This is a genomic window from Pseudomonas sp. BE134 (assembly GCF_031456105.1).
Classification (GTDB): Bacteria; Pseudomonadota; Gammaproteobacteria; order Pseudomonadales; family Pseudomonadaceae; genus Aquipseudomonas.
The window spans coordinates 141680-168012 of record NZ_JAVDUA010000006.1 but is presented as its reverse complement, the minus strand read 5'-3'; the positions used below and the strand labels follow the sequence as shown (position 1 = coordinate 168012).

Genomic DNA, 26333 nt, shown 5'->3' with positions numbered 1-26333 from the left:
CGGCTACGCTGGCCACTTGTTCCTTTTCAGCGACGAACCTGATGCCATTGCGCCAGCGCCTCGAAAACCTCCCCGTCGGCCAAAAGTTGCTGGCCGCCCTGCTGGTGCTGTTGATCACCATACTGCTGGTCGCCAATCTGACGTTCATCAGTGCGTCGTATTACATCTCCCAGGAAAGCATGGCCCCCCAGGCCTTGCAGACCATTGGCCGACTGGTGTCCAACCCCGGCATGGTGGCCGATGCCTTAAAGTCACCACAAAACGCGGAACGTTTGCTCAACGAACTCGACAGCTACTCCCCCCTTCGTGCGGCAGCCCTTTATGACGGCAAGGGCGAACGGCTGGCGCAGTTGCAGCATGGCGACAAACTGAGCCTGCCGAGGCACTTTCAGCAAATTGAAGCCTGGCAAGCGACCGAGTTTCGCAGCAATCAACTGATCACCCTGCCCCGTCCCGGCACAGAGCCCGGCCATTTACTGCTGGTGGCCAGCAGCGAGCTGCCGATGGCGTTCTACACCGGCACCCTGACTGCCAGCCTGGGCATTCTGATCTTCAGCGTGCTGTTGTGGCTGGTGATCGCCCGGCAAATCAAACGCCTGATCACGCGCCCGATCCATGAGCTCGAAGAACTGTCCCGGCAAGTGACCCGCGAGGAGAATTACGCGCTGCGGGCCTCCCGTGGCAACCACGACGAAATCGGCAGCCTCGCCGAGGCGTTCAACACCATGCTCTCGCGAATCGAAGCCCGGGAGCAGCAACTCAAGCGTGCCCGGGACGACTCCCAGGCGGCTTACGACCAGGCTCAAGGCCTGGCCGAAGAAACCCGCCATACCAATCGCAAGCTGGAACTCGAAGTCCAGGTGCGCAGCAAAATTGAAAAGAAACTCACCGGTTTCCAGAACTACCTCAACAGCATCATCGACTCCATGCCGTCGGCGCTGATCGCCCTCGACGAACAGCTCTACGTGACCCAGTGGAATCAGGAGGCCAGCGCCCTGTCCGGCACGCGTCTGGACGAGGCCCTGAACCAGCCGATCTTCCTCGCCTTCGAACCGCTGAAGCCGTTTCTGCCACAGCTCAAGCAAACCGTCGAGCAGCACACCGTGGCCAAGATCGAGCGCGTGACCTGGTTCAAGGATGATGAGCCCAAACACTACGCCCTGACCTTTTACCCGCTGATGGGCGGTGCCGGGCGCGGCGTGGTGATCCGGATCGACGACATCACTCAGCGGCTGTCCCTGGAAGAAATGATGGTGCAGTCGGAAAAAATGCTCTCGGTCGGTGGCCTCGCCGCCGGCATGGCCCACGAGATCAATAACCCGTTGGGCGCGATCCTGCATAACGTGCAGAACATTCGCCGACGCCTGTCACCCGATCTGCCGAAGAACATGGAGCAAGCTGAACAGATCGGTATCGAACTGGAAACGGTCAACCGTTACCTGCAAGTGCGCGAAGTCCCGAAATTGCTGGATGGCATTCAGCAGGCGGGGGCCCGCGCGGCGAAGATTGTCACGCACATGCTCAGCTTCAGCCGCCGCAGCACCCGGCAAATGGCCCCCTGTGATCTGCCGGCACTGATCGATCAAGCGGTGGAAATCGCCGGTAACGACTTTGACCTCGCGATCGGTTTCGACTTCAAGGGACAGGCGATCAATCGCCAGTTCGATCCGGATCTGGGTCCGGTGCCTGGCACGGCCAACGAATTGGAACAAGTGCTGCTCAACCTGTTGAAGAACGCGGCCCAGGCCATTCACCAGCGTGAGGACGACAGCGAACCGGGGCGGATCATTTTGCGGACCCGACTGAATCCGCCATGGGCGGAAATCCAGGTCGAAGACAATGGCATCGGCATGAGCGAAAACGTGCGCAAACGTACGTTCGAACCGTTTTTCACCACCAAGGAAATCGGCCAGGGCACTGGCTTGGGCCTGTCGGTCTCCTATTTCATCATCACCAACAATCACAAGGGCCAGATGGAAGTGCAGTCGACACCGGGCCAAGGCACCTGCTTCACCTTGCGTCTGCCCCTGTCGGGTACGCAGGTCGTTGCTCAAGAACTCAATCAGCTATCGAGGTAACCCATGGGCTTTCGCCTGTCGAAGATTTACACCCGCACTGGCGACAAAGGTGAAACCGGGCTCGGAGATGGCCGCCGAGTGCCCAAGGACCACCCGCGGATCGAGGCCATTGGCGAAGTCGATTCGCTGAACAGTCAGGTCGGTGTACTGCTGACTGGCTTGGCCGCAGAAAGCGTCACGTATCCTGGGTTGAACGAGGTGATCGAAGTTTTGGCGCCCTGCCAGCACCGGTTGTTCGACCTCGGCGGCGAGCTGGCTATGCCGGTGTACCAGGCGCTGGACGCGGCGGAAATCGAACGACTGGAGGCGGCGATTGATCAGTGGAATGAAGAGTTGGGGCCCCTGGAGAATTTCATTCTGCCGGGCGGTTCAGCGCTGATCGCTCAGGCCCATGTGTGCAGAAGCCTGGCGCGCAGCGCAGAGCGACGGTGCCAGCAGTTGAATGCGATCGAGCCGCTGGCCGGGGTTGGATTGGCGTATATCAATCGGTTGTCGGATCTGTTGTTTGTGGTGGCGCGGGTGATTGCCAAGCGGCAGGGGGTTGCCGAAATTTTGTGGCAAGCGGCCGCAAAACCTAAGGCTTTATGATCGTTCCCACACTCCGCGTGGGATGCAGCAAGGGACGCTCCGCGTCCCAAAAGCGGACGCAGAGCGTCCAGGGATACATTCCCACGCGGAGCGTGGGAACGATCAGGTCAGGCCTCAGGCCAGAACGCCCGAATCCCCGCCACACCTTGCGCCCCGGCTTCCCAGGCTTGTTGCCGCTCTGCCGGCCCAACACCGCCCAACAGGAACACCGGCTTGCTGAAGCCTTCGATCAACACCGAAGCCTGCTCCCAACCCAACGGCTGCGCATCCGGATGTGTCTGGGTCTTTTGCACCGGTGACAGGGTCACAAAGTCCACGCCCATCTGTTCGGCCAACGCCAGTTCTTCAGCGTTATGACACGAGGCTGCCAACCAGCGCGACGCTGGCAGTGGTCGACCCGCCGCCGCGTACTTGCGCAACTGGGCCGAGGTGATGTGCCAACCCGCGGACGGAAAATCGCCGAGCCATTCGAACGGCCCCTTGATCATCAGCTGCGCCTTGCCGGCACATAGCCCCGCCGCGTCCACCGCCAGGTCGCGATACTTGGGATCGTAGCCGTTGGGCGCCCGCAGCTGGATCAGTTTGATCCCGCCCGCGATGGCTTTCTGGATACCGCGCAACAAAGCCGGGGTTTCCAGGTCTTCCGGGGTAATCAAGTATTCGGCCGGCAAGCGTGCGGCGGCGACGATGGGTTGATTGGCCGCCGGGAACTCATAGTTCAACAGATCGCGCGGCGACACCCACTCCAACGGCTGGCCTTCGGCGCCATGGGGTTCGCCGGTAAAGGCCGAGACTTCCCAGACGTCCAGCAATACGTGCTTGTCCGGGTAGTCGTGATGAACCTTGATCAGCGGTCGCGCGGCGCTGACCACAATACCCAGCTCTTCCTGAAGCTCACGGGTCAGTGCGGTTTCGACGGACTCGTTGTCCTCGACCTTGCCACCGGGAAACTCCCACAAACCACCCTGGTGCTGAGTGTCGGCACGGCGCGCAATAAGGATCTTGCCGCTGTGATCACGGATAACGGCGGCGGCTACGTGGACTCGTTTCACTGCCCAACCTCCTCCAGTCCTGCTTTCTGCCAGGCTTTGAAAGCCGGCCATTGGTAAATCGTTTCGACGTAGGCCTCGTCCGCTACCGGCAATTTCACCTGATAGGTGCGCAGGCGTACGGCAATCGGTGCGAAGTAAGCATCAGCCAGGGTCGCACCACCGAACAGGAATGGCCCGGTGTCGGTCGCCGCCTCGCGGCATTCTGCCCACAACGCCAGCATGCGCTGGATCTCGGCCTGAACATCATCAGGTATCTGCAACAGCGGTGCATCGCGACTCAGGTCGAACGGCATGTTGCCGCGCATGGCAAAGAACCCGGCGTGCATCTGGGCACAGGCCGAACGCGCTTGTGCACGGGCGGCAGTGTCTTTTGGCCAGAGACCTGCCTCGGGAAATTGCTCGGCCAGGTACTCGGCTATCGCCAGGGAGTCGGCGATGGTGCCGTGTTCAGTTTTCAGCAGCGGGACTTTGCCAGTTGGCGAATGTTTGAGCAGGCGTTCGCGGGTGTCGGGCTGACCCAGTTTGATCAGTTCTTCGGTGTAAGCAGCACCGGTCAGGTCGAGTGCCAGAGCACCGCGCAGAGACCAGGAGGAATGCAGTTTGTCGCCGATGATCAGGTGGAGGCTCATGTTCGGGGCCTTTTTGATGAGGGGCACGGACCAGAAACTTCAGTGTCTTGTCGTCCGTCATCGCGGGCAAGCCCGCTCCCACAGAGTTAGCGCAGATCCTGTGGGAGCGGGCTTGCCCGCGATTGGGGCGACTCAGTCTTAAGTACGGTACTCGGCGTTGATCTTCACGTACTCGTGGGACAAATCGGTGGTCCAGATGGTTTCGCTGCAAGCGCCGCGACCCAATTCGATACGGATGGTGATCTCTTCCTGCTGCATCACTGCAGCGCCCTGGGCTTCGGTGTACGTCGCGGCGCGCGCGCCTTGGCTGGCAATGCACACCTCGCCGAGGAACACGTCGATCTTGCTCACGTCCAGGTTCGGTACGCCGGCACGGCCAACGGCGGCCAGAATGCGCCCCCAGTTCGGGTCGGAAGCAAACAAGGCCGTCTTGATCAGCGGCGAATGCGCCACGGTGTAGCCTACGTCGAGGCATTCCTGGTGATTGCCGCCGCCGTTGACTTCAACAGTGACGAACTTGGTGGCGCCTTCGCCGTCGCGAACGATGGCCTGGGCCACGTCCATGCACACCTCGAAAACCGCTTGCTTCAACTTGGCAAACAACTCGCCTTCGGCACGAGTGATTTCCGGCAGCGCAGCCTGACCGGTGGCGATCAGCATGCAGCAGTCGTTGGTCGAGGTGTCGCCATCGATGGTGATGCGGTTGAACGATTTGTTGGCACCGTCCAGCAGCAGGTTTTGCAGCACGTCGCGGGAGACTTTGGCGTCGGTGGCAATGTAGCCGAGCATGGTCGCCATGTTCGGACGGATCATGCCCGCGCCCTTGCTGATGCCGGTGACGGTGATGGTCACGCCGTCATGCTGAAACTGGCGACTGGCACCCTTTGGCAGGGTGTCGGTGGTCATGATGCCGGTAGCGGCAGCTTCCCAATTGTGGATCGACAGGTCGTCGAGGGCTGCTTGCAGCGCGCCTTCGATTTTCTCGACCGGCAGCGGCTCGCCGATCACACCCGTGGAATACGGCAGCACCAGGCTGGCATCAACGCCCGTCAGCTCGGCCAGTTTGGCGCACGTACGCTCGGCGGCGGCCAGGCCCGGTTCGCCGGTGCCGGCGTTGGCATTGCCGGTGTTGGTCAACAAGTAACGCACCGGGCCTTGCACACGTTGCTTGGCCAGGATCACAGGCGCGGCGCAAAAGGCGTTGAGCGTGAAAACGCCAGCGACAGTGGAGCCTTCGGCGCAACGCATGACCACGACATCCTTGCGCCCCGGGCGCTTGATGCCGGCCGAGGCGATACCGAGTTCAAAACCGGCAACCGGGTGCAACGTTGGCAAAGGACCAAGACCAACAGCCATGAATGCGCTCCTTAAAAAATGTAGTCATCACCGTCATACGATGGACGGCGGTGTTAAATGGCAAAACGCCGCGACGGCTGATGCCGGTCGCGGCGCGGGTATTTCAGCGATTGAAACGGGTTTTACTGGATCTGCCCGTGGCAATGCTTGAACTTCTTGCCCGAACCGCAATAGCACAGCTCGTTACGGCCCAGCTTCTGCTCGTTGCGAACCGGTGCGACGGCGAGGGCGACATCGATTTCCTCACCCAGCTCTTCCACGTGTTCAAGGCCCGGTGCTTCTTCGTGGTGGAACTGCATGCGTGCAGCCAGCGCTTCGGCTTCCTGACGCAGGCGTTGTTCTTCCTCGATCGGGTCTTCGCGGCGAACCTGAACGTGGGACAGCACACGGATCGAATCGCGCTTGATCGAATCCAGCAGCTCGGAGAACAGCGTGAACGACTCGCGCTTGTATTCCTGCTTCGGGTTCTTCTGTGCATAGCCACGCAAGTGAATGCCGTGACGCAGGTGGTCCATGGTCGACAGGTGGTCTTTCCACAGGTCGTCCAGGACGCGCAGTACGATTTGCTTCTCGAAGCTGCGCAGCGCTTCGGCGCCCGCCTGATCTTCTTTCTCGTTGTACGCCGCAATCAGCTCTTGCATCAGCTTCTCGCGCAGGGTCTCTTCGTACAGGTGATCGTCTTCGTCGAGCCATTGCTGGATCGGCAGCGCCACACCGAAGTCGCTCTGCAATGCAGCTTCCAGACCGGCCACGTCCCACTGTTCAGGCAGCGACTGTGGAGGAATGTGTGCGCTGATGGTGGCGTTGAGCACGTCCTGACGGAAATCGGCGATGGTTTCACCGATGTTGTCAGCGGCCAGCAACGTGTTACGCATGTGATAAATCACTTTACGCTGTTCGTTGTTGACGTCGTCGAACTCCAGCAGTTGCTTGCGAATGTCGAAGTTACGGCCTTCAACCTTGCGCTGAGCCTTTTCAATGGCGTTGGTCACCATGCGGTGCTCGATCGCCTCGCCTGGCTGCATGCCCAGGGCCTTCATGAAGTTCTTCACCCGATCAGAGGCGAAGATGCGCATCAGGCTGTCTTCCAGCGACAGGTAGAAGCGGCTGGAACCGGCGTCGCCCTGACGGCCGGCACGACCACGCAGCTGGTTGTCGATACGGCGCGATTCGTGACGCTCGGACGCAATCACCTGCAAACCGCCCGATTCGAGCACTTGCTGGTGACGCTTCTGCCAGTCGGCCTTGATCTGGGCAATCTGCTCAGGCGTTGGATCTTCCAGGGAAGCCACTTCCACTTCCCAGTTACCGCCCAGCAAGATGTCGGTACCACGACCGGCCATGTTGGTGGCGATGGTCAGTGCGCCCGGGCGACCGGCCTGAGCAATGATCTCGGCTTCTTTTTCGTGGAACTTGGCGTTCAGAACCTTGTGTTCGATGCCTTCTTTCACGAGCAGGCCGGACATGTGTTCGGAGGTTTCGATGGTCGCCGTACCCACCAGCACCGGACGGCCCGCCGCCATGCTTTCCTTGATATCGGCCACGATGGCCGCGTACTTCTCTTCGGCCGTCAGGAACACCAGGTCGTTGTAGTCTTTACGAGCCAGCGGCTTGTTCGGCGGAATGACCATGACCTGCAGGCCATAGATCTGATGGAACTCGAACGCCTCGGTGTCGGCCGTACCGGTCATGCCGGACAGCTTGTTGTACAAGCGGAAGTAGTTCTGGAACGTGGTCGATGCCAGGGTCTGGCTCTCGGCCTGAATGTTCAGGTTTTCCTTGGCTTCGATGGCCTGGTGCAGGCCTTCGGACAAACGACGGCCCGGCATGGTGCGACCGGTGTGTTCGTCGACCAGGACCACCTGACCGTCCTGCACGATGTACTCGACGTTGCGGTGGAACAGTTTGTGCGCACGCAGACCGGCATAGACGTGAGTCAACAGGCCCAGGTTGTGTGCCGAATACAGGCTTTCGCCTTCAGCCAGCAGACCGATGCTGGTGAGCGTTTCTTCGACGTACTGGTGACCGGCTTCGTTGAGTTCGACCTGACGGGTCTTCTCGTCGACGGTGTAGTGGCCGGCCTTGGTGACCTCGCCTTCAACTTCTTCGACGTGCAACTCAAGCGTCGGGATCAGTTTGTTGATCTCGATGTACAGCTTGGAGCTGTCCTCGGCCTGACCGGAGATGATCAGCGGCGTACGGGCTTCGTCAATGAGGATGGAGTCGACTTCGTCGATGACGGCAAAATTGAGTTCGCGCTGGAATTTTTCTTCCATGCTGAACGCCATGTTGTCGCGCAGGTAATCGAAACCGAATTCGTTGTTGGTGCCGTAGGTAATGTCGGCGGCGTAAGCCAGACGTTTCTCTTCCGGCGGCTGGAAAGGCGTAACCACGCCGACCGTCATGCCGAGGAACTCGTAGAGCGGACGCATCCAGTTGGCGTCACGGCGGGCCAGGTAGTCGTTCACCGTCACCACGTGCACGCCCTTGCCGGACAGTGCGTTGAGGTAAACGCCCAGTGTTGCCACCAGGGTCTTGCCTTCACCGGTACGCATTTCCGCGATCATGCCTTCATGCAAGGTCATGCCGCCGATCAGCTGGACATCGAAGTGGCGCATGCCCATGACGCGCTTGCCGGCTTCGCGGGCGACCGCAAAGGCTTCTGGCAGCAGCTTGTCGAGGGATTCCCCTTTGGCGATGCGGGCCTTGAACTCATCAGTCTTGGCACGCAATTGATCGTCCGAAAGGGCCACCATTTGCTCTTCGAAGGCATTGACGAGTTGCACCGTCTTGAGCATGCGTTTGACTTCACGCTCGTTCTTGCTTCCAAAAAGTTTCTTTAACAAAGGCGCAAACATATCGGCAGGATCTTCCACACTAAAGGGATGGAGGGCGGCCCCGTGAGTCGCCCGTGCAGCCCTCATGGCCGCATGCGAACGAGCATTCTACCCGGAAACGATGGTGAGGAAAGTGGCGTTGTTCCACGATGCATGCACTGCGCTATAACGGGGCTCACTTAAAATAAGGGCTTTTTGCAGAACTTCAAGCCATTCACGGCAGAAGTTACTCGTTGATTTAATGGGTAAAGCGCGCGCAAAGCAATGGCTCAGGTACAGGTGGTGCTTTCTGCTACCATGGCGGCTCTGTTACTTCAGGTGTCTGATCATGGCATTTCGCCCCCTTACGGCCAGAGCCCCCGCCGTTCTGCTTCGCGAAGCCAAGCCGCTGAAAGCCATTTTTGGCCACGCTCAACGCCTGGGTCATTTACAACGTCTGCTCGAAAGCCAATTGCAACCGGCCGCTCGCGAACATTGCCATGTGGCGTCGTGGCGTGAAGGCAGTCTGTTGCTGATCGTCACCGACGGACATTGGGCTACCCGACTGCGTTATCAGCAAAAGCGTCTGCAACGCCAGTTACAGATGTTTGACGAGTTCGCCAGTTTGACCCGGATTTTGTTCAAGGTTCAGCCACCGACCGTCCAGCAAGGGGCTGCGGGGCATACCATCAGTTTGTCGACGGATGCGGGCGCGACCATTCAGGCGACGGCGGACGGGATCAGCGATCCGAATCTGCGGGCGGCGCTGGAACGCCTCGCGGCGCACGCAAAACCCAAGGTCTGACACAGCCCTCTGTGGGAGCGAACTTGCTGGCTCCCACAGGTACTACGGTGTCCAATGGCTAGCGGCGTTTTTTGCCACCTAGCAGCGAACCCATCAACCCACGCACCAATTGTCGGCCCAATTGATTGGCCGCCTGTCGCATGGCCGATTTTATTGCCTGTCCGGCCGCTGTACCGAGAAACTCCCCGGCCTGGTCGGTGAAGCTTGGCTCCTCGGGCACAGGTTTGGCCGGTGCCGCCTCGGGGTCGGGTGCCAGCCCCTTGCGCCCTATCAACACTTCATAAGCTGACTCTCGATCAATCGGCCTGTCATAACGCCCCTGCAACGGCGAACCGGCGATCAGTGCCGCACGTTCGGCCTCGCTCAACGGCCCGATCCGCGATTGCGGCGGCGCGATCAATACGCGCTGGACCATCTCCGGCGTGCCTTTATCGGCCAGCGTACCGACCAGCGCCTCGCCAATCCCCAATTCGGTCAATACCGACAAGGCATCGAACGCCGGGTTCGGCCGGAAACCCTCGGCCACGGCGCGCAAGGATTTCTGTTCCTTGGCCGTGAACGCGCGCAAACCGTGCTGGACGCGTAATCCCAACTGAGCCAGCACGTCGTCCGGCAAGTCACCCGGCGATTGGGTGACGAAATACACGCCCACGCCTTTGGAGCGAATCAGTCGCACCACTTGCTCCAATCGATCCTGCAACGCCTTGGGCGTGCCGGCGAACAACAAGTGTGCCTCGTCGAAAAACAAGGCCAGCAGCGGTTTATCCGCATCACCGCGCTCCGGCAATTGCTCGAACAGTTCAGCGAGCAACCAGAGCAGGAAGGTCGCGTACACCTTCGGCGCTTCGTGAACCAGACGACTGGCATCGAGCAGGTGAATGCGCCCGCGACCGTCAGCGCCCGGCTGCAGGATGTCTTCGAGTTGCAGCGCCGGCTCGCCGAACAGCGCTTCGGCGCCTTGTTGCTCCAGCGTCGCCAGACGCCGCAACAACGCCTGACTTGAGCCGGTGGTCATCAACGCGGCGTCATCACCGAGCAATTGCGGGTTGTCACGCAAGTGATTGAGCAGCGCCTTCAAATCCTTGAGATCGAGCAGCAATAGCCCTTCGCGATCCGCCACCTTGAACGCCGCGTACAGCGCCGACTGCTGGCTATCGGTCAGCTCCAGCAGACTGCCCAGCAACAACGGGCCCATTTCACTCAAGGTGGTGCGCAATGGATGACCGGACTGCCCATGAATGTCCCACAGGGTGACTGGATACGCCTGAGGCTTGTGATTCAGCCAAGGCATCCCGGCGATGCGCTCGGCGATCTTGCCTTGCGGGTTGCCGGCGGCACCGAGCCCACACAGATCGCCCTTGATGTCGGCGGCAAACACCGCCACGCCAGCGTCGCTGAAGGCTTCGGCCATGCGCTGCAACGTGACGGTTTTACCCGTCCCGGTAGCGCCTGCGACCAGACCGTGACGATTGGCCAGGCGCATGGCCTGGGCGATGGACTGGCCGGCAAGGTCGGCGCCGAGAACGAGTTGCAATGAGTCAGGCATTTTGTCACCCATGGTTAATCTTTGATCCGGCTCGGCCGATACAAAAACCGAGACTGCACAGAAATCAGCGTCGGTAATTCCCTAAGGAGAGAACGGAAATATCAGCTTGGTTTCAACAGTGCCCACTTTGCGTGCCTTTATAAAAGCACGCGTTGGACATTAAGACCTTAGCGGAACCCCAAGCCATGAACAAAAACCTGCGCTTCAGCCATAAGATTTTGCTTGCCGCCGCCCTCGTTGTTATTGCCGCCTTCGCCTCGTTCACGCTGTACAACGACTATTTACAGCGCAACGCCATCCGCGAAAACCTGAACAACTACCTCAGTGAGATGGGTGACGTCACCGCCAATAACATCCAGACCTGGTTGAGCGGCCGAATCCTGCTGATCGACAACCTCGCCCAAAACATCGCCATCAATCCTGAACCGTCCACCGTCTCCAGCCTGCTTGAGCAGAAAGCCCTGACGTCGACGTTCATGGCGTCCTACCTGGGCGATGCCACCGGCAGCTTCACGATTCGCCCGGACGCCCAGATGCCCGCCGGCTTCGACCCACGGGTTCGCCCTTGGTACAAAGGCGCGCAAAGCAGCAACACCGCGACCCTGACCGAACCGTACATCGACGCGGCCACCGGCCAGACCATCATTTCCATCGCCACCGCCTCGCGCAAAGCCGGAGAAAGCGTCGGAGTTGTGGGCGGCGACTTGAGCCTGCAAACCCTGATCGACACCCTCAGCGCCCGGGATTTCGACGGCATGGGGTATGCTTTCCTGGTCAGCGCCGACGGCAAGATCCTGGTCCACCCGGACAAAACCCTGGTGATGAAATCCCTGAGCGAGGCGTTCCCGAAAAACACCCCGCGCATCGGCAGCGCCTACAGTGAAGTGGAGATCGACGGCAAAACCCGCATCGTCACCTTCACCGCGATCAAAGGCCTGCCGTCGGTCAACTGGTACATCGGTTTGTCGGTGGACAAGGACAAAGCCTTTTCGATGCTCAGCGATTTCCGCGCTTCGGCGGTGGTCGCGACGATTACTGCCGTGGCGATCATCATCGCGCTGTTGAGCATGTTGATCCGCATCCTGATCCAGCCGCTGCACGTGATGACCCGCGCCATGGCCGACATCGCCGACGGTGAAGGCGATCTGACCAAGCGACTGACCATCCTGAGTAACGATGAGTTCGGTATCCTCGGTACCGCGTTCAACCGTTTTGTGGAACGTATTCACACCTCGATTCGCGAAGTCTCCTCGGCCACCGGGCAAGTCAACGAAGTGGCGTTGCGTGTCGTGGCCGCCTCGAACTCCTCGATGTTCAATTCCGACCAGCAGGCTACACGCACCAGCAGCGTTGCCGCAGCGATCAATCAACTGGGGGCCGCCGCCCAGGAAATCGCCCGTAACGCCGCGCAAGCGTCGAGCCAGGCCAGCGATGCCCGCAGCCTGGCCGAAGACGGCCAGCAGGTGGTGGATCGCAGCATTGCCGCCATGAATCAGCTGTCGAGCATGCTCAGCGCATCGAGCACCAACATCGAATCGCTGAACAGCAAAACCGTGAACATCGGCCAGATTCTCGAAGTGATCACCAGCATTTCCCAACAAACCAACCTGCTGGCACTCAACGCGGCCATCGAAGCAGCCCGCGCCGGTGAAGCCGGTCGTGGTTTCGCCGTGGTGGCCGATGAAGTGCGCAACCTGGCGCACCGCACTCAGGAATCGGCACAACAAGTGCAGACCATGATCGAGGAGCTGCAAGTCGGCGCCCGTGAATCCGTCAGCACCATGAGCGATAGCCAGCGCCACAGTCAGGACAGCGTGGAAATCGCCAACCTGGCGGGTGAGCGGTTGAACAGCGTGACGTTGCGCATCGGTGAAATCGACGGGATGAACCAGTCGGTGGCCACGGCAACTGAAGAGCAGACCGCGGTGGTGGAGTCGATCAACGTCGACATTACCGAAATCAACACGCTGAACCAGGAAGGCGTTGAAAACCTTCATTCGACCTTGCGCGCATGCTCTGATCTTGAGCAGCAGGCTTCGCGTCTGAAGCAATTGGTAGGCAGTTTCCGAATCTAACGTCTGATAAGGCCTCATCGCGGGCAAGCCAGCTCCCACAAGGTAATCACTACCCACTGTGGGAGCTGGCTTGCCCGCGATAGCGGTCTATCAAACACCACAAAACCCCGCTGACACCCCGCCGCAAAACCCCAACCGAACAACTATTCTTCATAAAGGTCAACCGAGGGAGAACACAGACCCGGAGGACTGTTCATCGTGCATATCGCGGACATCACCATGTTCTACGCCCCTGCCAGCGGTGGCGTGCGCACGTACCTGGATGCCAAGCACCGCCGCCTTGGCACCAAGCCAGGCATCCGCCATAGCCTGTTGATTCCGGGCGCTCACCTGAGTGAAACGGATGGCGTCTACACGGTTCCAGCCCCTGCCCTGCCCTTTGGCAAGGGTTATCGCTTCCCCCTCCGTCTCGCCCCCTGGCGAAACGTCCTGCAGGATTTACAGCCCGATCTGATCGAAGTGGGCGACCCATATCTCACCGCGTGGGCAGCACTGGATGCGCGACGCCAACTGGACGTTCCGGTCATCGGCTTTTATCACTCGGACTTGCCGCTGCTGGCCAGCAATCGGATGGGCAATTGGGTCACACCGAACGTCGAAGCCTACGTCCGCAAGCTCTATGGCAACTTCGACCGGGTGCTGGCGCCGAGCCGGGTCATGGCCGACAAATTAAGCGGGCTGGGGGTGAAGAACGTGTTTGTCCAACCCTTGGGCGTCGACTTGCAAACCTTCCATCCCGATGCTCGGGACCCTGGCCTGCGAGCCGAATTGGGCATTGATGAAAATACTCATCTGTTGATTTTCGCCGGCCGCGGTTCCAAAGAAAAAAACCTGCCGGTGCTGCTCGATTGCATGGTGCGTCTGGGGCGGCGCTATCATCTGCTGTTGGTGGGCTCGTCGATGCCGGCCGCCGTGCCGGACAACGTCACGGTGGTCGATGGGTTCTGCCCGCCCCTGCAAGTGGCGCGATTGATGGCCAGTGCCGATGCGTTGCTGCACGCCGGCGACCAGGAAACGTTCGGGCTGGTGATACTCGAAGCCATGGCCAGCGGCATCCCAGTGGTGGCGGTGGCGGCCGGCGCCTTTCCGGAAATTGTTACCGCACCCTGCGGCTTGTTGTGCGCGCCGAACAATCCGGTGGCGATGGCCAATGCTGTTCGTGAATTATTCAGCCAGGACAGCGTGGCGCTGGGCAAAACGGCGCGCAGTCATGTCGAGCGGCGATATAACTGGGACACGGTGGTCAACAGTCTGCTGGGGCACTATCACGCCGTACTCGGCAGCCAATGGCCGCTGAGCGCCAATGGTTAATCTGATGAACCCGCCCTGCGTGCTACTGGTATTACACGACGTTGCGCCGCCAACCTGGGCCGACTATCAACCCTTCGTTGAAGCGGTCGACGCCTTGGGTGACGTACCGATGACCTGGCTGGTCGTCCCGGATTTTCACAAACACAACAGCCTTGACGCTCACCCGGAGTTTCGACGGGTGCTCAACCAGCGCATCGCCAAAGGGGACGAACTGGCATTGCACGGCTACTTTCATTGCGATGAGGAACCGCCGCCCGGCAACCCGCGAGACTGGTTCATGCGTCGTATCTACACCCACGAAGGCGAGTTTTATAGTCTGCCGCAACACGCTGCGCTCGCCCGGCTGCACGCCGGAATCGAGGTCTTTGAGCGTTACCACTGGCCCCTGCAAGGTTTCGTCGCCCCGGCCTGGTTGATGAGCGAAGGCACGCGCCAGGCGTTGCGCCAATTGCCACTGCGCTACACCAGCGACTCGCAGCATTTATATCGACTGCCGGATTTCACTCCGATTGATGCACCCGGGCTGGTCTGGAGCGCCCGCAGTGCCTGGCGCCGGGGCGTGTCGAAACTGCTCAGCGATCGACGCGAACAGCATTGGCAGCAGGCGCCGGTCATTCGCCTGGGCCTGCACCCGGTGGACATGCGCCATGCGTTTTCGCGCAACTACTGGCTGCAAACCCTCAAGCGCTTGCTCGATGAAGGGCGCGTGCCGATGACCAAGTCCCAATGGCTGGCTTTGCAACGCGCGCCAGTCGGCCGCGCAGCATGAGCCGGGGGATTGTGCTGTTCGTCGCCCTGTTGGCTGCGGTGCTGATCCCGCTGTTGCTCGGAGGTAACCAGACTTGGTCGCGGCTGCAAAGCTTTCCATTGAGTTGGCTGCTGATCATGTTCGGCATGATTGTGTTGTGCTGGCTGGTGAACAGCCTGCGCTTGCACCTGTTGCTGGGCGATCAGCGTGACAAGGTCAGCCCGGTCAAAAGCCTCGGCGTGGTGATGGCCACCGAGTTCGCCTATTGCGCCACCCCCGGCGGCAGTGGCGGACCGCTGGCACTCATGGCGTTGCTGGCGCGCAATGGCGTACAACCGGCCAGGAGCAGCGCAGTATTCGCCATGGATCAACTGAGTGACCTGCTGTTTTTTCTTTGTGCACTGAGCGGTATTTTGATTTATGCCCTGTTTCAGCACCTCAGCGAACGTATGGAGTGGCTGCTGACGGTCAGCGTCATTTCGCTGTTCGGCGGGTTGATCTGCTGCGTGATGGTCGCCCGCTATCATCGGCAGCTGATTCGCCTGAGCGGCCGATTACTGGTTCGCTTGGATGTAAAAAGCACGACGCGCCTGCGTTGGGCACGCAAACTTCTGCACTTCCTCGCCGCGTTCACTGACACATTGAAATTGCCTTTTCAGACATTAACCACAGTGTTTGCATTGACCTGCCTGCATTGGTTCCTGCGCTACAGTGTGTTGTATCTGGCATTACGCGGGCTTGAGTCGGATCTGCAATGGGCCTGGTGCTTTTTGATCCAGATGCTTTCGCTCAGCGCAGGGCAATTCAGCCTGTTACCGGGCGGTGCCGGGGCGGCGGAATTGACGTCGGCGGCCTTGCTGGCGCCCATGGTGGGGAAGTCGACTGCGGCGGCGGCCATTCTGATCTGGCGGGCAGTGACTTATTACTTCTACCTGATAGCGGGTGGCCCGGTGTTTCTGCTGATGCTGGGGCGGCCGCTGCTGAGGAAGTTGATGAAGCTCAAGCAGGCTTGATCGTGTCTTCGGATTCTTGCTGTAACTGCTCCCATAACTCGGCAGCACCGGGAAACTCCGTGCCGTCTTCGGGACTCATGTCATCCGGGTCATAGCGACTCAAACAACCCTCGCCCAATGTGGCGGGGGCATTGGACGTGGCTTTATCGAGTGGATCGGCCATGGTCATATCCTCAATGCAGAAACGGCGAAGGGCTTGAGTGACCTGATCGTTCCCACGCGTGGGAACGATCATTTGCGCAGTTTAGAACACGACCGTCTTGTTGCCGTGAACCAACACCCGGTCTTCCAGGTGATAACGCAGACCGCGCGCCAACACCATCTTCTCGACATCACGGCCGAAACGCACCATGTCTTCGATGCTGTCACTGTGGCTGACACGCACCACGTCCTGCTCGATGATCGGGCCGGCGTCCAGTTCTTCGGTCACGTAGTGACACGTTGCACCGATCAGCTTCACACCGCGCATGGAGGCCTGGTGATAGGGCTTGGCACCGACGAACGACGGCAGGAAGCTGTGGTGAATGTTGATGACCTTGTGGGCATATTCGCTGCACAACGCCGGCGGCAGGATTTGCATGTAGCGGGCAAGTACGACCACTTCGGCATCGTGCTGCTTGACCAGACGCGAGACTTCGGCAAACGCCGGCTCTTTGTCCTGCGGATTGACCGGCACATGGTAATAAGGAATGCCGTGCCACTCGACCATGCTGCGCAAGTCGTCATGGTTGGAAATCACGCAGGAAATTTCGCAATCCAGTTCATCGCTGTGCCAGCGGTGCAGCAAATCGGCCAGGCAGTGAGATTCACGGCTGGCCATTAACACCACACGTTTCTTCTGCGCGGTATCGGTGATGCGCCAGTCCATCGAGAACTCTTTGGCAATCGGCGCGAAGGCTTCGCGAAAAGCCTCGATACCGAAAGGCAGCGAGTCGGCACGAATTTCGTGACGCATGAAGAACCAGCCACTGAGATTATCCGAGTGATGGCTCGCTTCGGTGATCCAGCCGTTATGTGACGCCAGAAAGTTACTGACTTTAGCAACGATGCCGACGCGGTCCGGGCAAGCAATCACCAGCCGAAAAGTGCGCATGAGGGGGAAACTCCAGAACTTCGCAAAGGCCGCCATTCTAGCGATTGCGCAGCAAAACTGCAGTATTGATGACGCCTTGTCCGGCACTCCGGGCTGAGGAGCCCATTCTGAAGCACCCATGCCCTGCGCGTTGGTGATCTTTTAGTCAATATCAAGAGTCCATTTGTGAATATCTGTGTTATCTGCCCACACTATTTAATGATCTCTTCAATTTTCGCCCTGTTCATCATAAGTAATTTAATTAAAACGCCGGTTAAATGTTTACTTGATGAAACACCCTGACTATTATTGCCACACTGTTCCCTGCCATCCAGCCTCCAACATAAGGTAGTCCTCATGTCCTTGATCAACGAATACCGTGCCACCGAAGAAGCTATCAAAGAGCTGCAAGCCCGTTTGAAGAACCTGTCCCAAGACGACAAACTGCAAACCGAGCTGGAATTCGAAGGCAAACTGCGCACCCTGATGGGCGAATACTCCAAGTCCCTGCGTGACATCATCGCGCTGCTGGATCCAGAGTCCAAATCCAAGGCTCCACGCGGCGGCGCAGTAAAAACTACTGGCACCAAGCGTGCTCGCAAAGTTAAACAATACAAAAACCCGCACAACGGCGAAGTCATCGAAACCAAAGGTGGCAACCACAAAACTCTGAAAGAGTGGAAAGCCAAGTGGGGCGGCGACGTGGTTGAAGGCTGGGCTACTCTGCTGGGCTAAGCCGTAGAGCTTGTCGCAGATGAATCCGTGACAAAAAAGAACGCCAGCGAATGCTGGCGTTTTTTTATGCCCGTGATTCGGACATGTCTGTTTTCGTTTTCAAAGATTCATACGTTTTCGTAATACCTCGACATAACATTGCCAATCACTCAGCACTGCGCGCTGCAACGGTGTAGCAGTTTCGTTCAATTGGGCCGCGGCCTCTGTAAAACTTTTCAGGGTATGAGGCGCCCCCCACTCGGGTGCTGACAAACGTTTCTGACAGAATAATCGCCAGCGCTCTTGCTCCTCGGAATTCAACGTATCGGGGAAGTTGCGTGCGCGATATCGAAACAATAATTCAGGTAAACGTTCGTCATCGAAAGGCCATTGCTCTTGTGCTAACTGCGCAGGGTCCGCGGCTCTGACTTGCTCGCAAAGACGCCGATCCCGGTCACCGATAAAACCATCGTATAACTGTTGTTCGGGATCCTGGCTTGGGGTGAAATCTTCGCGGTTATAAATCGCTTGCACTTTATCTTGCCAAACTTGTTGTGCGTCGATTAGCCGCAGCGCTCGTTCCTGATAAAGCGCCATGTCCAGCCCCAGGCGTTGCTGATCGTCGGGGCGAAGAACAGACAACGGTGCGACCACCGGGCACTTGTTGATGTGGATGAGTTTAAGCGGCACGGGCAATTCGCCTTCGGCCAGGTCATCACGACGGATGTACAGCCGCTGTCGCAAGGTCTCGGCATCCAGATCCAGTAACCCCTGGGGATCCAGGTGCAGGTCGCAGACAATCAATGCGTTCTTGTTACGCGGGTGCCAGGCCAGTGGCAGCACCACACCGACATAACTGCGGGCAGCCGAAAAGCGCCCGGAGATATGCACCATCGGTTGCAACAGGCGAATCTGGTCCATCACCTTTTGCTTGCTGCGCAACTTGAATAGCCAGTCATACAACTTTGGCTGTTTTTCACGAATCAGACGCGCCAGCGCGATGGTGGCGCGAACGTCCGACAACGCTTCGTGGGCATTTCCATGATCAATGCCGTTGGCGGCGGTCAGGCGTTCGAGTTTGAGCGTCACCCGGCCCTCGTCGTCCGTGGGCCAGACGAGCCCATCCGGACGCAAGGCATATGCCGCACGCACCACATCAATCAGGTCCCAGCGACTGTTGCCGCCCTGCCACTCGCGAGCATACGGATCGAAAAAGTTTCGATACAGGCTGTAACGGGTCATCTCGTCGTCGAAACGTAGCGTGTTGTAACCCGCACCGCACGTGCCAGGCGCCGCCAACTGGGCATGCACCCGGGTCATGAAATCGGCTTCGCTCAAGCCCTGCCCGGCCAGTTGACCTGGCGTTATTCCAGTGATGGCGCAGGCCGCTGGATGCGGCAGGATGTCATCACTGGGCTGGCAGTAAAGATTGACCGGTTCGTCTATTTCATTGAGATCGAAGTCGGTGCGAATCCCCGCGACTTGCAGCGGTCGGTCGCAACGGGGGTTGATGCCAGTGGTTTCATAGTCGTACCAGAAGATTGAGGTCACGGGCTGTTCCTGAACTGAAGATCGACGAAGTCTAGGCGTTCATATCCCGCCCCGGCCAGTAACTTGTCATTCAATCACCTGTGGCCACTCACCGTGCAATACATAGTTATGTCGTTTTCCCCCGAGAGGCTGCTAGCATCGAACAGACTTCCAATCCCGAACAGGCCACACAGGTTGCCCATGCTCGAGACCACAGCACTGCCAGGGAAAGCAACGCTGTACCCGCCACTGGACACGCGGTATCAAGTCGAAACGCCCGAAGGCATCGACTTGCCACTGCGTCCCGCCGGGTTGATGGTGCGTGCGCTGGCCTTTGCCATCGACCTCGGGTTGCGCGGGCTGATCCTCGGTTTGCTGTTTATCGTGCTGTCGCTGCTCGGGAAAGTTGGCGCGGGGCTGGGCTCGCTCCTGCTGTTCGCAGTGAGTTGGTGGTACATGGTGCTGTTCGAAGTGCTCAATCAGGGCCGCTCACCGGGCAAACAGTGGATGGGTTTGCGCGTGGTACAGGACGACGGCACACCGGTCGGCTGGTCCGCTTCGCTGCTGCGCAACCTGCTCAGATTTGTCGACATGCTGCCCTTCGGTTACTTCCTCGGTGCCATCAGCTGCCTGCAAGATCCCACCTTCAAGCGTCTCGGCGACCTCGCTGCCGGCACGCTGGTGATCTACCGCGAACAACCGCGCACCCGACCGCAACTGCCCGAAGCCACGCCTGTGCGCCCGGTTTTTGCCCTGACGCTGTCCGAACAGCGCGCCATCCTCGGTTTTGCCGAACGCCAGGGTGAACTCTCGGAGGCTCGCACCCTTGAGCTCGCCTCGATTCTCGCGCAACCGTTGCAGGTCGACCCGCCGCGCGCCGTGGCAGAACTCAACGGCATCGCCCGTGGCTTGTTGGGGCCGGCATGAAGCAGAGTCTGTTCGAACAGCGCCACAAGGCCGAGTGGGAACAGTTTTCCCTGATGCTGGGTCAGCTGGAGCACGGCAAGGGCGCGTCCCGGATCGGCGGTTTCCCCAAGGACTATCGTCGCCTTTGCCAACATTTGGCATTGGCGCAGGAACGGGGTTACAGCAGTTTTCTGATCGACTCCTTGCAGCAGCTTGTGCTGCGCGGGCATCAACAGCTGTATCGGCATCGCAGTCGACTGGGCGCCAACGTGGCGGGTTTCATCCTGGCCGGATTTCCGCGACTGGTGCGCGAACAATGGCGCTTTGTGCTCGCCGCCAGCCTGATGTTTTTTGGCAGCCTGAGCGGTTTCGCGCTGCTGGTGTACCTGTTCCCGGACCTGGTCTACAACCTGATTCCGGCCGAACAGGTCAGCGAATTGCAGAGTATGTACGACCCGGTCGCCGGCCATTTGGGACGCACAACGGAACGCGCCGCCAGTGAAGACTGGGTGATGTTCGGTTACTACATCATGCACAACATCGGCATCGCCTTTCAGACCTTTGCCAGCGGGTTGATGCTGGGTCTGGGCAGCGCGTTTTTCCTGCTGTTCAACGGCTTGATGATCGGTGCAGTGGCCGGGCACCTGACGCATGTCGGCTTTGGGCAATCGTTCTGGTCGTTCGTGATCGGGCACGGCGCTTTTGAACTGACGGCCATCGCCCTGGCCGGAGCCGCCGGCCTGCAGCTGGGTTGGGCGCTGATTGCACCGGGACGCCTGACGCGCACCGAAGCATTGCGACTGGCGGCGGGCAAGAGTGTGCTGCTGATCTGCGGCGTCATGTTGCTCCTGTTGATTGCGGCGTTTATCGAAGCTTACTGGTCCTCGATGACCGCCCCAAAGCCGATGACCAAATACCTGGTCGGCGCCGCGCTGTGGGCGTTGGTCGCGACGTATCTGCTGTTTGCCGGACGGGCTCGCCATGCGCCTGAGTGATGCCACGGTCGTGATCCGCCCGCGCACCACCTGGGAAGCCATGGACCTGGGCGTGCTGCTGAGCCAGCGCCATCGACGCCTGTTGATGACCAGTTGGGCCATCGTGACCTTGCCGGTCTTCGCCTTGCTCAGTGCGATGTTCTGGGATTCGCCGTCCCTCGCCGTATTCATCTTCTGGTGGCTCAAACCGGCGTTCGAGCGCCTGCCGTTGTTCATCCTGTCCAAAAGCCTGTTCGGCGAAACACCGACGTTGAAACAGGCGCTGCGCGAATGGCCACGTCTGCTCAAGCCGCAACTGCTGGCCAGCCTGACCTCGCGTCGCCTGAGCCTGAGCCGCAGCTTTGTAATGCCGGTGGTGCAACTTGAAGGTCTGAGTGGCGAGGCGCGACAACAGCGGTTGCAGGTCTTGCAGCAGCGCAATGCCAGCGCGGCGAAATGGCTGACCGTTATCGGCGTGCATCTGGAAAGCGCACTGTGGATTGGTTTGATGGTGTTGTTCTACCTGTTCCTGCCACAGCAGGTTGAACTCGACTGGAGCTGGCAGACCTTGATTACCGCCGCCGTGCAGGACTGGCGCTGGCTGGAACACCTGACCAATGCTTTTTACGTGCTGGTGCTGATTGTCTGGGAGCCGGTCTATGTCGCCTGTGGCTTCAGCCTTTACCTGAACCGGCGCACGGTGCTGGAGGCCTGGGATATTGAACTGGTGTTTCGCCGATTACGCCAACGTCTCACTACAACCGCCCTCAGCTTGTTGCTCGCGGCAATCCTGTGGGTGCCTGGTGCGCAACACGTCTGGGCCGCCGAAACGGCCATCACTCCGAACAGTCCTCGACTGCTCCATCAACCGCTGACCAGCCAGGCTTCAAAAGACAGCATCAAAGCCCTCCTCGACCATCCACCGTTCAAGAACAAGGAAACGGTCACCCGCTATCAGTTTGGCGAAGACAAACCCGAGGGCCAAACCCCGGATGACGGCAAAACACCGCAATGGCTGAAGGCGTTTTTAGCGCTGCTCGACAGCCAGCGTTTCAGCTTCCTCGCCACCCTGATCGAAGTACTGCTGTGGGGCGCGATTATCGGCGGTATCGGCTTATTGATCTGGCATTACCGTGACTGGTTGCAGGCGTTTGTCAGTTATCGACCCGCGTTGCAAAAAAAAGTCGCCCGACCATTACCGCAACAGGCTTTTGGCCTGGACCTCGACCGTGAAACCCTGCCCGCCGACATTGCCGCCAGTGCGGAAAGTCTCTGGCAAACCAACCCGCGAGTGGCCCTCGGTTTGCTCTATCGCGCCCTGCTCAGCCACTTGCTGCACGATCACCACATGGCGTTGAAACCCGCCGACACCGAAGGCGAAGTACTGCGGCGCGTCGAACAACTGCAGCAACCGGCCTTGCTGGCGTTTAGCAAGACGCTGACCGCTCACTGGCAGAACATGGCCTACGGTCATCGCCTGCCACCCGCGCATCTGCAACAGGAACTGTGTGAGGGCTGGCGAGCTTTGTTCGGCCCGGGAGCGGCCCATTGAGCCGGCGATTGTGGCAGGTGATTGGTGTATTCATCGCCCTGCTGGTGGGTGCGCTGAGTATTTATCTATACCTGAAAGCCACGCCCTATCCGGCAGAAATCGATCACGGCCCATCGCCTGAAGCGCAGGCCAACCCCTACCTCGCCGCTGAACATTTTTTGCGCAAGCAGGGCCTGACCGTCAGCCACGCCAATGGTCTTGACGTGCTGCCCACCCTTGATCCCCATCAGCACAGCCTGTTGTTGCTCGGAAATCGCTACAACATGACCCCGCGTCAGATTGATCAGGTCTTGAACTGGACCCGGGCCGGCGGGCGTATTTTATTTGTGGCCCAATCCCTTTGGGATGAAAAGACCGGGCAGAGCAACGACCTGCTGCTCGACCGGGTGCAGTTGCACCAGTCGCTGAGCAAAGACCTCAAGGAGCCGCCACCGGACATCCTCGACGACCGCTATCCCAAACTGACCAAGCTGTATCTGGAAGATGAAGAAGCTCCGGCCTACGCGAATTTCGACACGACGTTCCATCTCGATGACCCGAAAAACCTCGCCCAAGCCTGGGCTAACAGCGGCAAGGCCACACACATGATGCAGCTCAACCACGGGCTTGGTTCGATCATTGTGGTCACCGACGCCGACCTGTGGAAAACCCCGGCCATCGACCAGTACGACAATGCCTGGCTGCTCTGGTATCTGACGGCGGACACAAGCGTGACGTTGCTGTTCAACATCGAACACGACAGCCTGCTGACCTTGCTGTGGCGATATTTCCCGCAGGCGCTGGTGGCCCTGATAGCGCTGATCGGACTTGGCTTCTGGCATGCGGGGGTGCGCCAGGGTCCATTGCAGGAGCCCGCTGCGAAAGGCCGCCGTCAGTTACAGGAACACCTGCGCGCCAGCGCTGATTTCATGTTGCGCCGCAACGGCCAGCAACACCTGTTGCAAGCCTTGCAACAAGACATCCTGCGCCGCGTGCGGCGTCGTCATCCCGGTTTTGAGCAACTCGGCGTTGCCGAGCAATGGCTGGTGCTCGCACGCCTGACCGGCCAATCCACACATGCTATCAGCCAGGCCATGAGCCCGCGACCGAAGCAGCGGCTGTCCAGCGCTCACTTCAGCCGTCAGGTCGCCCACCTGCAAACCTTGAGGAACACGCTATGAGTGAACAGATCGAGCCAGGCTCGCCGACTCACGCCGCCCAGCAACGCCAGCGCGCCAGTCAATTGGCCCAGGCCGTGCGCGGGGAATTGCAGAAAGCGGTGATCGGCCAGAACACGGTGATCGACGACGTCCTCACCGCGCTGATCGCAGGCGGTCATGTGCTGCTCGAAGGCGTACCGGGGTTGGGCAAGACATTGCTGGTGCGCGCCCTCGCCCGCTGCTTCGGCGGCGAATTCGCGCGCATCCAGTTCACGCCAGACCTGATGCCCAGCGATGTGACCGGGCACGCGGTCTACGACCTGAACACCGAGCAGTTCAAGCTGCGCAAAGGTCCTCTATTCACCAACCTGCTACTGGCCGACGAGATCAACCGCGCCCCGGCGAAAACCCAGGCCGCGCTGCTCGAAGCCATGCAGGAACGCCAGGTCACCCTCGAAGGCCGTGCCTTGCCCATCGTGCAACCCTTCATGGTGCTCGCCACGCAAAACCCGATCGAACAGGAAGGTACCTACCCCCTGCCCGAAGCCGAACTCGACCGCTTCATGCTCAAGGTGCGCATGGATTACCCCGATGCCGAGCAGGAGCTGAACATGGTCCGCCAGGTCAGCCGTTCGACCCGCGCCGACATGCTCGATGTGCAACCGATGCGCACGGTGTTGCAGGCCAAGGACGTGCTGGCTCTGCAGCGTATTGCCAGTGATTTGCCGATGGACGATCAGGTGCTCGATTACGCCGTGCGCCTGGCCCGCAGCACCCGCACCTGGCCGGGGTTGACCCTCGGCGCCGGGCCTCGGGCATCCATTGCGTTGGTACGCTGCGCTCGAGCACGGGCGTTGTTGCGCGGTGGCGAATTCGTCATTCCGGATGACATCAAAGGCTGCGCTTTGGCGGTGCTGCGCCATCGTGTACTCATTGCACCGGAGCTGGATATCGAAGGGCTGGACGTCGATCAGGTGCTCAAGCAACTGCTCGATCAAGTGCCGGCACCGCGCCTGTGAAACCCTCGCGCCTGTTGCTGATCTGGCTCGCGATCCTGCTGGCCATCGGCATCGTGCTGGGCACCTTGCGGGCACTGGAAATCGACGTTCCATCGACCCTGTTATCGATCAACTGGGGATTGCTGCTGGCGTTGCTGGCATTGGCGATTCTCGACGCCATCCGCCTCAAGCGCCTGCCCTCGCCTCGTGTGCGACGGCAGATGCCCGGCAGCCTCGCGCTCGGCCGCTGGGGCGAAGTGCAGCTGGAGGTCGAGCATGACTTTACGCAACCACTCAACGCCGACATTTTCGATCATGTACCGGATGGCCTGAGCTTCGAAAACCTGCCGCTCCGGGTAGAACTGCAACCCGGCCAACAGAGTGAAATTGGCTATCGGCTGCGTCCACTCAAGCGCGGTCACTTCAGCTTCGATCACTGCGAAATCAGCCTGCCGAGCCCCTTGGGTTTATGGTCCGACAAACGCCTGCTGAACGTGGTCGACAGCACCCGTGTCTACCCTGATTTCGCTCGCCTCTACGGCGGCGAACTGCTGGCGGTGGATAACTGGCTCAGCCAATTGGGCGTGCGCCAGCAGCAACGTCGCGGGTTGGGTCTGGAGTTTCATCAACTGCGCGAGTTTCGTGAAGGCGACAGCCTGCGCCAGATCGACTGGAAAGCCACGGCACGCCAGCGCACGCCGATTGCCCGTGAGTATCAAGACGAGCGTGACCAGCAAATCATCTTCATGCTCGACTGCGGTCGGCGCATGCGCAGTCAGGACGGCGAACTCGCGCATTTCGATCACGCCCTCAACGCGTGCCTGTTGCTCAGCTATGTCGCCCTGCGCCAGGGTGATGCGGTGGGCTTGAGTACGTTCGCCAGTGACCGCGCGCATTACCTGGCCCCGGTCAAAGGCACTGGCCAATTGAACGTTTTGCTCAACAGCGTGTACGACCTCGACAGTACCCAACGCCCCGCCGATTACCAGGCCGCGGCAACTCAACTGCTGGCCCGACAAAAACGTCGGGCACTGGTGGTGCTGGTGACCAACCTGCGGGATGAAGACGATGAAGAATTGCTGACTGCGGTTAAACGCTTGAGCAAGCTGCATAGGGTGTTGGTGGCGAGCCTGCGTGAGGACTTGCTCGATAATCTACGGCACGCCCCGGTGCAGACCTTGCCAGAGGCGCTGGCCTATTGCGGGACGGTGGATTATTTGAATGACCGGGCGCAGCTCCATGAGCGGTTGAAGGCTCATGGAGTGCTGGTGGTGGATGCTCGACCCCAGGAGTTAGGGGCCGAGTTGGTGACGCGGTATTTGGGGTGGAAGAAGGCGGCAGCGCTATGAGCAATTACGTCCATCAATGGACCCCTAGCGCTCCAGGAATACGATACCTGCACGTTGTTCAACGTTAACTGTACCGTCAGAG

Annotated in this window: 22 protein-coding genes; 14 read left to right on the top strand and 8 right to left on the bottom strand. The window is 59.7% G+C overall.

What is annotated here, in order from left to right; genetic code table 11:
* Positions 1 to 41 precede the first annotated feature (41 nt).
* Both J2Y56_RS07550 and J2Y56_RS07545 read left to right on the top strand, forming a co-directional pair.
* Positions 42 to 2078 (top strand): HAMP domain-containing sensor histidine kinase, encoded by a 2037-nt coding sequence (locus tag J2Y56_RS07550; protein ID WP_007945858.1) that lies wholly within the window; start codon positions 42 to 44, stop codon positions 2076 to 2078.
* Positions 2079 to 2081: 3 nt separating this feature from the next.
* Positions 2082 to 2666: a cob(I)yrinic acid a,c-diamide adenosyltransferase gene (locus J2Y56_RS07545; protein WP_310349561.1), complete on the top strand. Its 585-nt coding sequence runs from the start codon at positions 2082 to 2084 to the stop codon at positions 2664 to 2666.
* A gap of 107 nt (positions 2667 to 2773) precedes the next feature.
* Here J2Y56_RS07545 and J2Y56_RS07540 read toward each other — a convergent pair whose 3' ends face one another.
* The 4 genes from J2Y56_RS07540 to secA all read right to left on the bottom strand — a co-directional run bounded on the left by J2Y56_RS07540 (position 2774) and on the right by secA (position 8561).
* Positions 2774 to 3718 carry a Nudix family hydrolase gene (locus tag J2Y56_RS07540; RefSeq protein WP_150779330.1) on the bottom strand — a complete coding sequence of 315 codons (945 nt, stop codon included), beginning with the start codon at positions 3716 to 3718 and terminating at the stop codon, positions 2774 to 2776.
* A complete protein-coding gene (locus J2Y56_RS07535) occupies positions 3715 to 4347 on the bottom strand; it encodes a glutathione S-transferase family protein (protein WP_310349560.1) in 633 nt (210 codons plus the stop codon). Before J2Y56_RS07535 ends, J2Y56_RS07540 begins: the two co-directional genes overlap by 4 nt.
* 138 nt (positions 4348 to 4485) lie before the next feature.
* On the bottom strand, positions 4486 to 5703 hold the full coding sequence (gene argJ / locus J2Y56_RS07530; RefSeq protein WP_007945862.1) for a bifunctional glutamate N-acetyltransferase/amino-acid acetyltransferase ArgJ: 1218 nt from the start codon (positions 5701 to 5703) through the stop codon (positions 4486 to 4488).
* A 122-nt stretch (positions 5704 to 5825) separates the two neighbouring features.
* The gene (gene secA, locus J2Y56_RS07525) at positions 5826 to 8561 is read right to left on the bottom strand and encodes a preprotein translocase subunit SecA (protein ID WP_310349558.1); all 2736 of its coding nucleotides are present in this window, start codon (positions 8559 to 8561) and stop codon (positions 5826 to 5828) included.
* Between the two features lie 307 nt (positions 8562 to 8868).
* On the opposite strand from secA, the gene J2Y56_RS07520 reads away from it, so the two are divergent.
* Positions 8869 to 9324, top strand: a complete 456-nt coding sequence (locus J2Y56_RS07520) for a DUF721 domain-containing protein (protein WP_007945864.1) — start codon at positions 8869 to 8871, stop codon at positions 9322 to 9324.
* Between the two features lie 58 nt (positions 9325 to 9382).
* Here the strand turns inward: J2Y56_RS07520 and J2Y56_RS07515 are convergent, their stop codons facing one another.
* A complete protein-coding gene (locus tag J2Y56_RS07515) occupies positions 9383 to 10870 on the bottom strand; it encodes a helicase HerA-like domain-containing protein (RefSeq protein WP_310336151.1) in 1488 nt (495 codons plus the stop codon).
* 185 nt (positions 10871 to 11055) lie between these two features.
* Here J2Y56_RS07515 and J2Y56_RS07510 point away from each other — a divergent pair, with 185 nt between their 5' ends.
* The 4 genes from J2Y56_RS07510 (at position 11056) to J2Y56_RS07495 (ending at position 16017) form a co-directional block, all read left to right on the top strand.
* The gene (locus tag J2Y56_RS07510; RefSeq protein WP_007945866.1) at positions 11056 to 12945 is read left to right on the top strand and encodes a methyl-accepting chemotaxis protein; all 1890 of its coding nucleotides are present in this window, start codon (positions 11056 to 11058) and stop codon (positions 12943 to 12945) included.
* A gap of 189 nt (positions 12946 to 13134) precedes the next feature.
* Positions 13135 to 14256, top strand: coding sequence for a glycosyltransferase family 1 protein (locus tag J2Y56_RS07505; protein WP_081502787.1), 1122 nt, complete (start codon positions 13135 to 13137; stop codon positions 14254 to 14256).
* The gene (locus J2Y56_RS07500) at positions 14249 to 15025 is read left to right on the top strand and encodes a DUF2334 domain-containing protein (protein ID WP_310349556.1); all 777 of its coding nucleotides are present in this window, start codon (positions 14249 to 14251) and stop codon (positions 15023 to 15025) included. Before J2Y56_RS07505 ends, J2Y56_RS07500 begins: the two co-directional genes overlap by 8 nt.
* Entirely contained in the window at positions 15022 to 16017 is a 996-nt protein-coding gene (locus J2Y56_RS07495) for a lysylphosphatidylglycerol synthase transmembrane domain-containing protein (RefSeq protein ID WP_310349554.1), read from the top strand. Before J2Y56_RS07500 ends, J2Y56_RS07495 begins: the two co-directional genes overlap by 4 nt.
* Here the strand turns inward: J2Y56_RS07495 and J2Y56_RS07490 are convergent.
* Together J2Y56_RS07490 and purU are read right to left on the bottom strand one after the other, a co-directional pair.
* On the bottom strand, positions 16004 to 16180 hold the full coding sequence (locus J2Y56_RS07490) for a hypothetical protein (RefSeq protein ID WP_007945870.1): 177 nt from the start codon (positions 16178 to 16180) through the stop codon (positions 16004 to 16006). The genes J2Y56_RS07495 and J2Y56_RS07490 overlap by 14 nt on opposite strands.
* An 81-nt stretch (positions 16181 to 16261) precedes the next feature.
* The gene (gene purU, locus J2Y56_RS07485; protein ID WP_007945871.1) at positions 16262 to 17110 is read right to left on the bottom strand and encodes a formyltetrahydrofolate deformylase; all 849 of its coding nucleotides are present in this window, start codon (positions 17108 to 17110) and stop codon (positions 16262 to 16264) included.
* Positions 17111 to 17446: 336 nt separating this feature from the next.
* Between purU and mvaT the strand changes: the two genes are divergently transcribed.
* Entirely contained in the window at positions 17447 to 17824 is a 378-nt protein-coding gene (gene mvaT, locus J2Y56_RS07480; RefSeq protein WP_007945872.1) for a histone-like nucleoid-structuring protein MvaT, read from the top strand.
* Between the two features lie 99 nt (positions 17825 to 17923).
* Here mvaT and sbcB read toward each other — a convergent pair whose 3' ends face one another.
* Entirely contained in the window at positions 17924 to 19354 is a 1431-nt protein-coding gene (gene sbcB, locus J2Y56_RS07475; protein WP_310349551.1) for an exodeoxyribonuclease I, read from the bottom strand.
* Between the two features lie 180 nt (positions 19355 to 19534).
* On the opposite strand from sbcB, the gene J2Y56_RS07470 reads away from it, so the two are divergent.
* The 6 genes from J2Y56_RS07470 to J2Y56_RS07445 are packed head-to-tail and all read left to right on the top strand — an operon-like array spanning position 19535 to position 26251.
* Complete coding sequence (locus tag J2Y56_RS07470; protein ID WP_007945875.1) at positions 19535 to 20260, top strand: RDD family protein; 726 nt, start codon at positions 19535 to 19537, stop codon at positions 20258 to 20260.
* Positions 20257 to 21234: a stage II sporulation protein M gene (locus tag J2Y56_RS07465; protein WP_007945877.1), complete on the top strand. Its 978-nt coding sequence runs from the start codon at positions 20257 to 20259 to the stop codon at positions 21232 to 21234. The genes J2Y56_RS07470 and J2Y56_RS07465 overlap by 4 nt, the downstream gene beginning before the upstream one ends.
* Positions 21221 to 22765 (top strand): DUF4129 domain-containing protein, encoded by a 1545-nt coding sequence (locus J2Y56_RS07460; RefSeq protein ID WP_310349549.1) that lies wholly within the window; start codon positions 21221 to 21223, stop codon positions 22763 to 22765. The genes J2Y56_RS07465 and J2Y56_RS07460 overlap by 14 nt, the downstream gene beginning before the upstream one ends.
* Positions 22762 to 23925 carry a DUF4350 domain-containing protein gene (locus J2Y56_RS07455; protein ID WP_007945879.1) on the top strand — a complete coding sequence of 388 codons (1164 nt, stop codon included), beginning with the start codon at positions 22762 to 22764 and terminating at the stop codon, positions 23923 to 23925. Before J2Y56_RS07460 ends, J2Y56_RS07455 begins: the two co-directional genes overlap by 4 nt.
* Complete coding sequence (locus tag J2Y56_RS07450) at positions 23922 to 24923, top strand: MoxR family ATPase (RefSeq protein WP_310349548.1); 1002 nt, start codon at positions 23922 to 23924, stop codon at positions 24921 to 24923. Before J2Y56_RS07455 ends, J2Y56_RS07450 begins: the two co-directional genes overlap by 4 nt.
* A complete protein-coding gene (locus J2Y56_RS07445; protein WP_310349547.1) occupies positions 24920 to 26251 on the top strand; it encodes a DUF58 domain-containing protein in 1332 nt (443 codons plus the stop codon). Before J2Y56_RS07450 ends, J2Y56_RS07445 begins: the two co-directional genes overlap by 4 nt.
* The last annotated feature ends 82 nt before the right edge of the window (positions 26252 to 26333 follow it).

Excerpts from the sequence above, each read along its gene's own strand:
- J2Y56_RS07465 (WP_007945877.1), top strand. The coding sequence starts at position 20,257 with ATGAAGCAGAGTCTGTTCGAACAGCGCCACAAGGCCGAGTGGGAACAG.
- J2Y56_RS07515 (WP_310336151.1), bottom strand. The coding sequence starts at position 10,870 with ATGCCTGACTCATTGCAACTCGTTCTCGGCGCCGACCTTGCCGGCCAG.
- J2Y56_RS07460 (WP_310349549.1), top strand. The coding sequence starts at position 21,221 with ATGCGCCTGAGTGATGCCACGGTCGTGATCCGCCCGCGCACCACCTGG.
- J2Y56_RS07490 (WP_007945870.1), bottom strand. The coding sequence starts at position 16,180 with ATGGCCGATCCACTCGATAAAGCCACGTCCAATGCCCCCGCCACATTG.
- purU (WP_007945871.1), bottom strand. The coding sequence starts at position 17,110 with ATGCGCACTTTTCGGCTGGTGATTGCTTGCCCGGACCGCGTCGGCATC.
- J2Y56_RS07470 (WP_007945875.1), top strand. The coding sequence starts at position 19,535 with ATGCTCGAGACCACAGCACTGCCAGGGAAAGCAACGCTGTACCCGCCA.
- J2Y56_RS07520 (WP_007945864.1), top strand. The coding sequence starts at position 8,869 with ATGGCATTTCGCCCCCTTACGGCCAGAGCCCCCGCCGTTCTGCTTCGC.
- J2Y56_RS07535 (WP_310349560.1), bottom strand. The coding sequence starts at position 4,347 with ATGAGCCTCCACCTGATCATCGGCGACAAACTGCATTCCTCCTGGTCT.
- J2Y56_RS07495 (WP_310349554.1), top strand. The coding sequence starts at position 15,022 with ATGAGCCGGGGGATTGTGCTGTTCGTCGCCCTGTTGGCTGCGGTGCTG.
- mvaT (WP_007945872.1), top strand. The coding sequence starts at position 17,447 with ATGTCCTTGATCAACGAATACCGTGCCACCGAAGAAGCTATCAAAGAG.
- J2Y56_RS07510 (WP_007945866.1), top strand. The coding sequence starts at position 11,056 with ATGAACAAAAACCTGCGCTTCAGCCATAAGATTTTGCTTGCCGCCGCC.
- argJ (WP_007945862.1), bottom strand. The coding sequence starts at position 5,703 with ATGGCTGTTGGTCTTGGTCCTTTGCCAACGTTGCACCCGGTTGCCGGT.
- J2Y56_RS07545 (WP_310349561.1), top strand. The coding sequence starts at position 2,082 with ATGGGCTTTCGCCTGTCGAAGATTTACACCCGCACTGGCGACAAAGGT.
- secA (WP_310349558.1), bottom strand. The coding sequence starts at position 8,561 with ATGTTTGCGCCTTTGTTAAAGAAACTTTTTGGAAGCAAGAACGAGCGT.
- J2Y56_RS07500 (WP_310349556.1), top strand. The coding sequence starts at position 14,249 with ATGGTTAATCTGATGAACCCGCCCTGCGTGCTACTGGTATTACACGAC.
- J2Y56_RS07550 (WP_007945858.1), top strand. The coding sequence starts at position 42 with ATGCCATTGCGCCAGCGCCTCGAAAACCTCCCCGTCGGCCAAAAGTTG.
- J2Y56_RS07450 (WP_310349548.1), top strand. The coding sequence starts at position 23,922 with ATGAGTGAACAGATCGAGCCAGGCTCGCCGACTCACGCCGCCCAGCAA.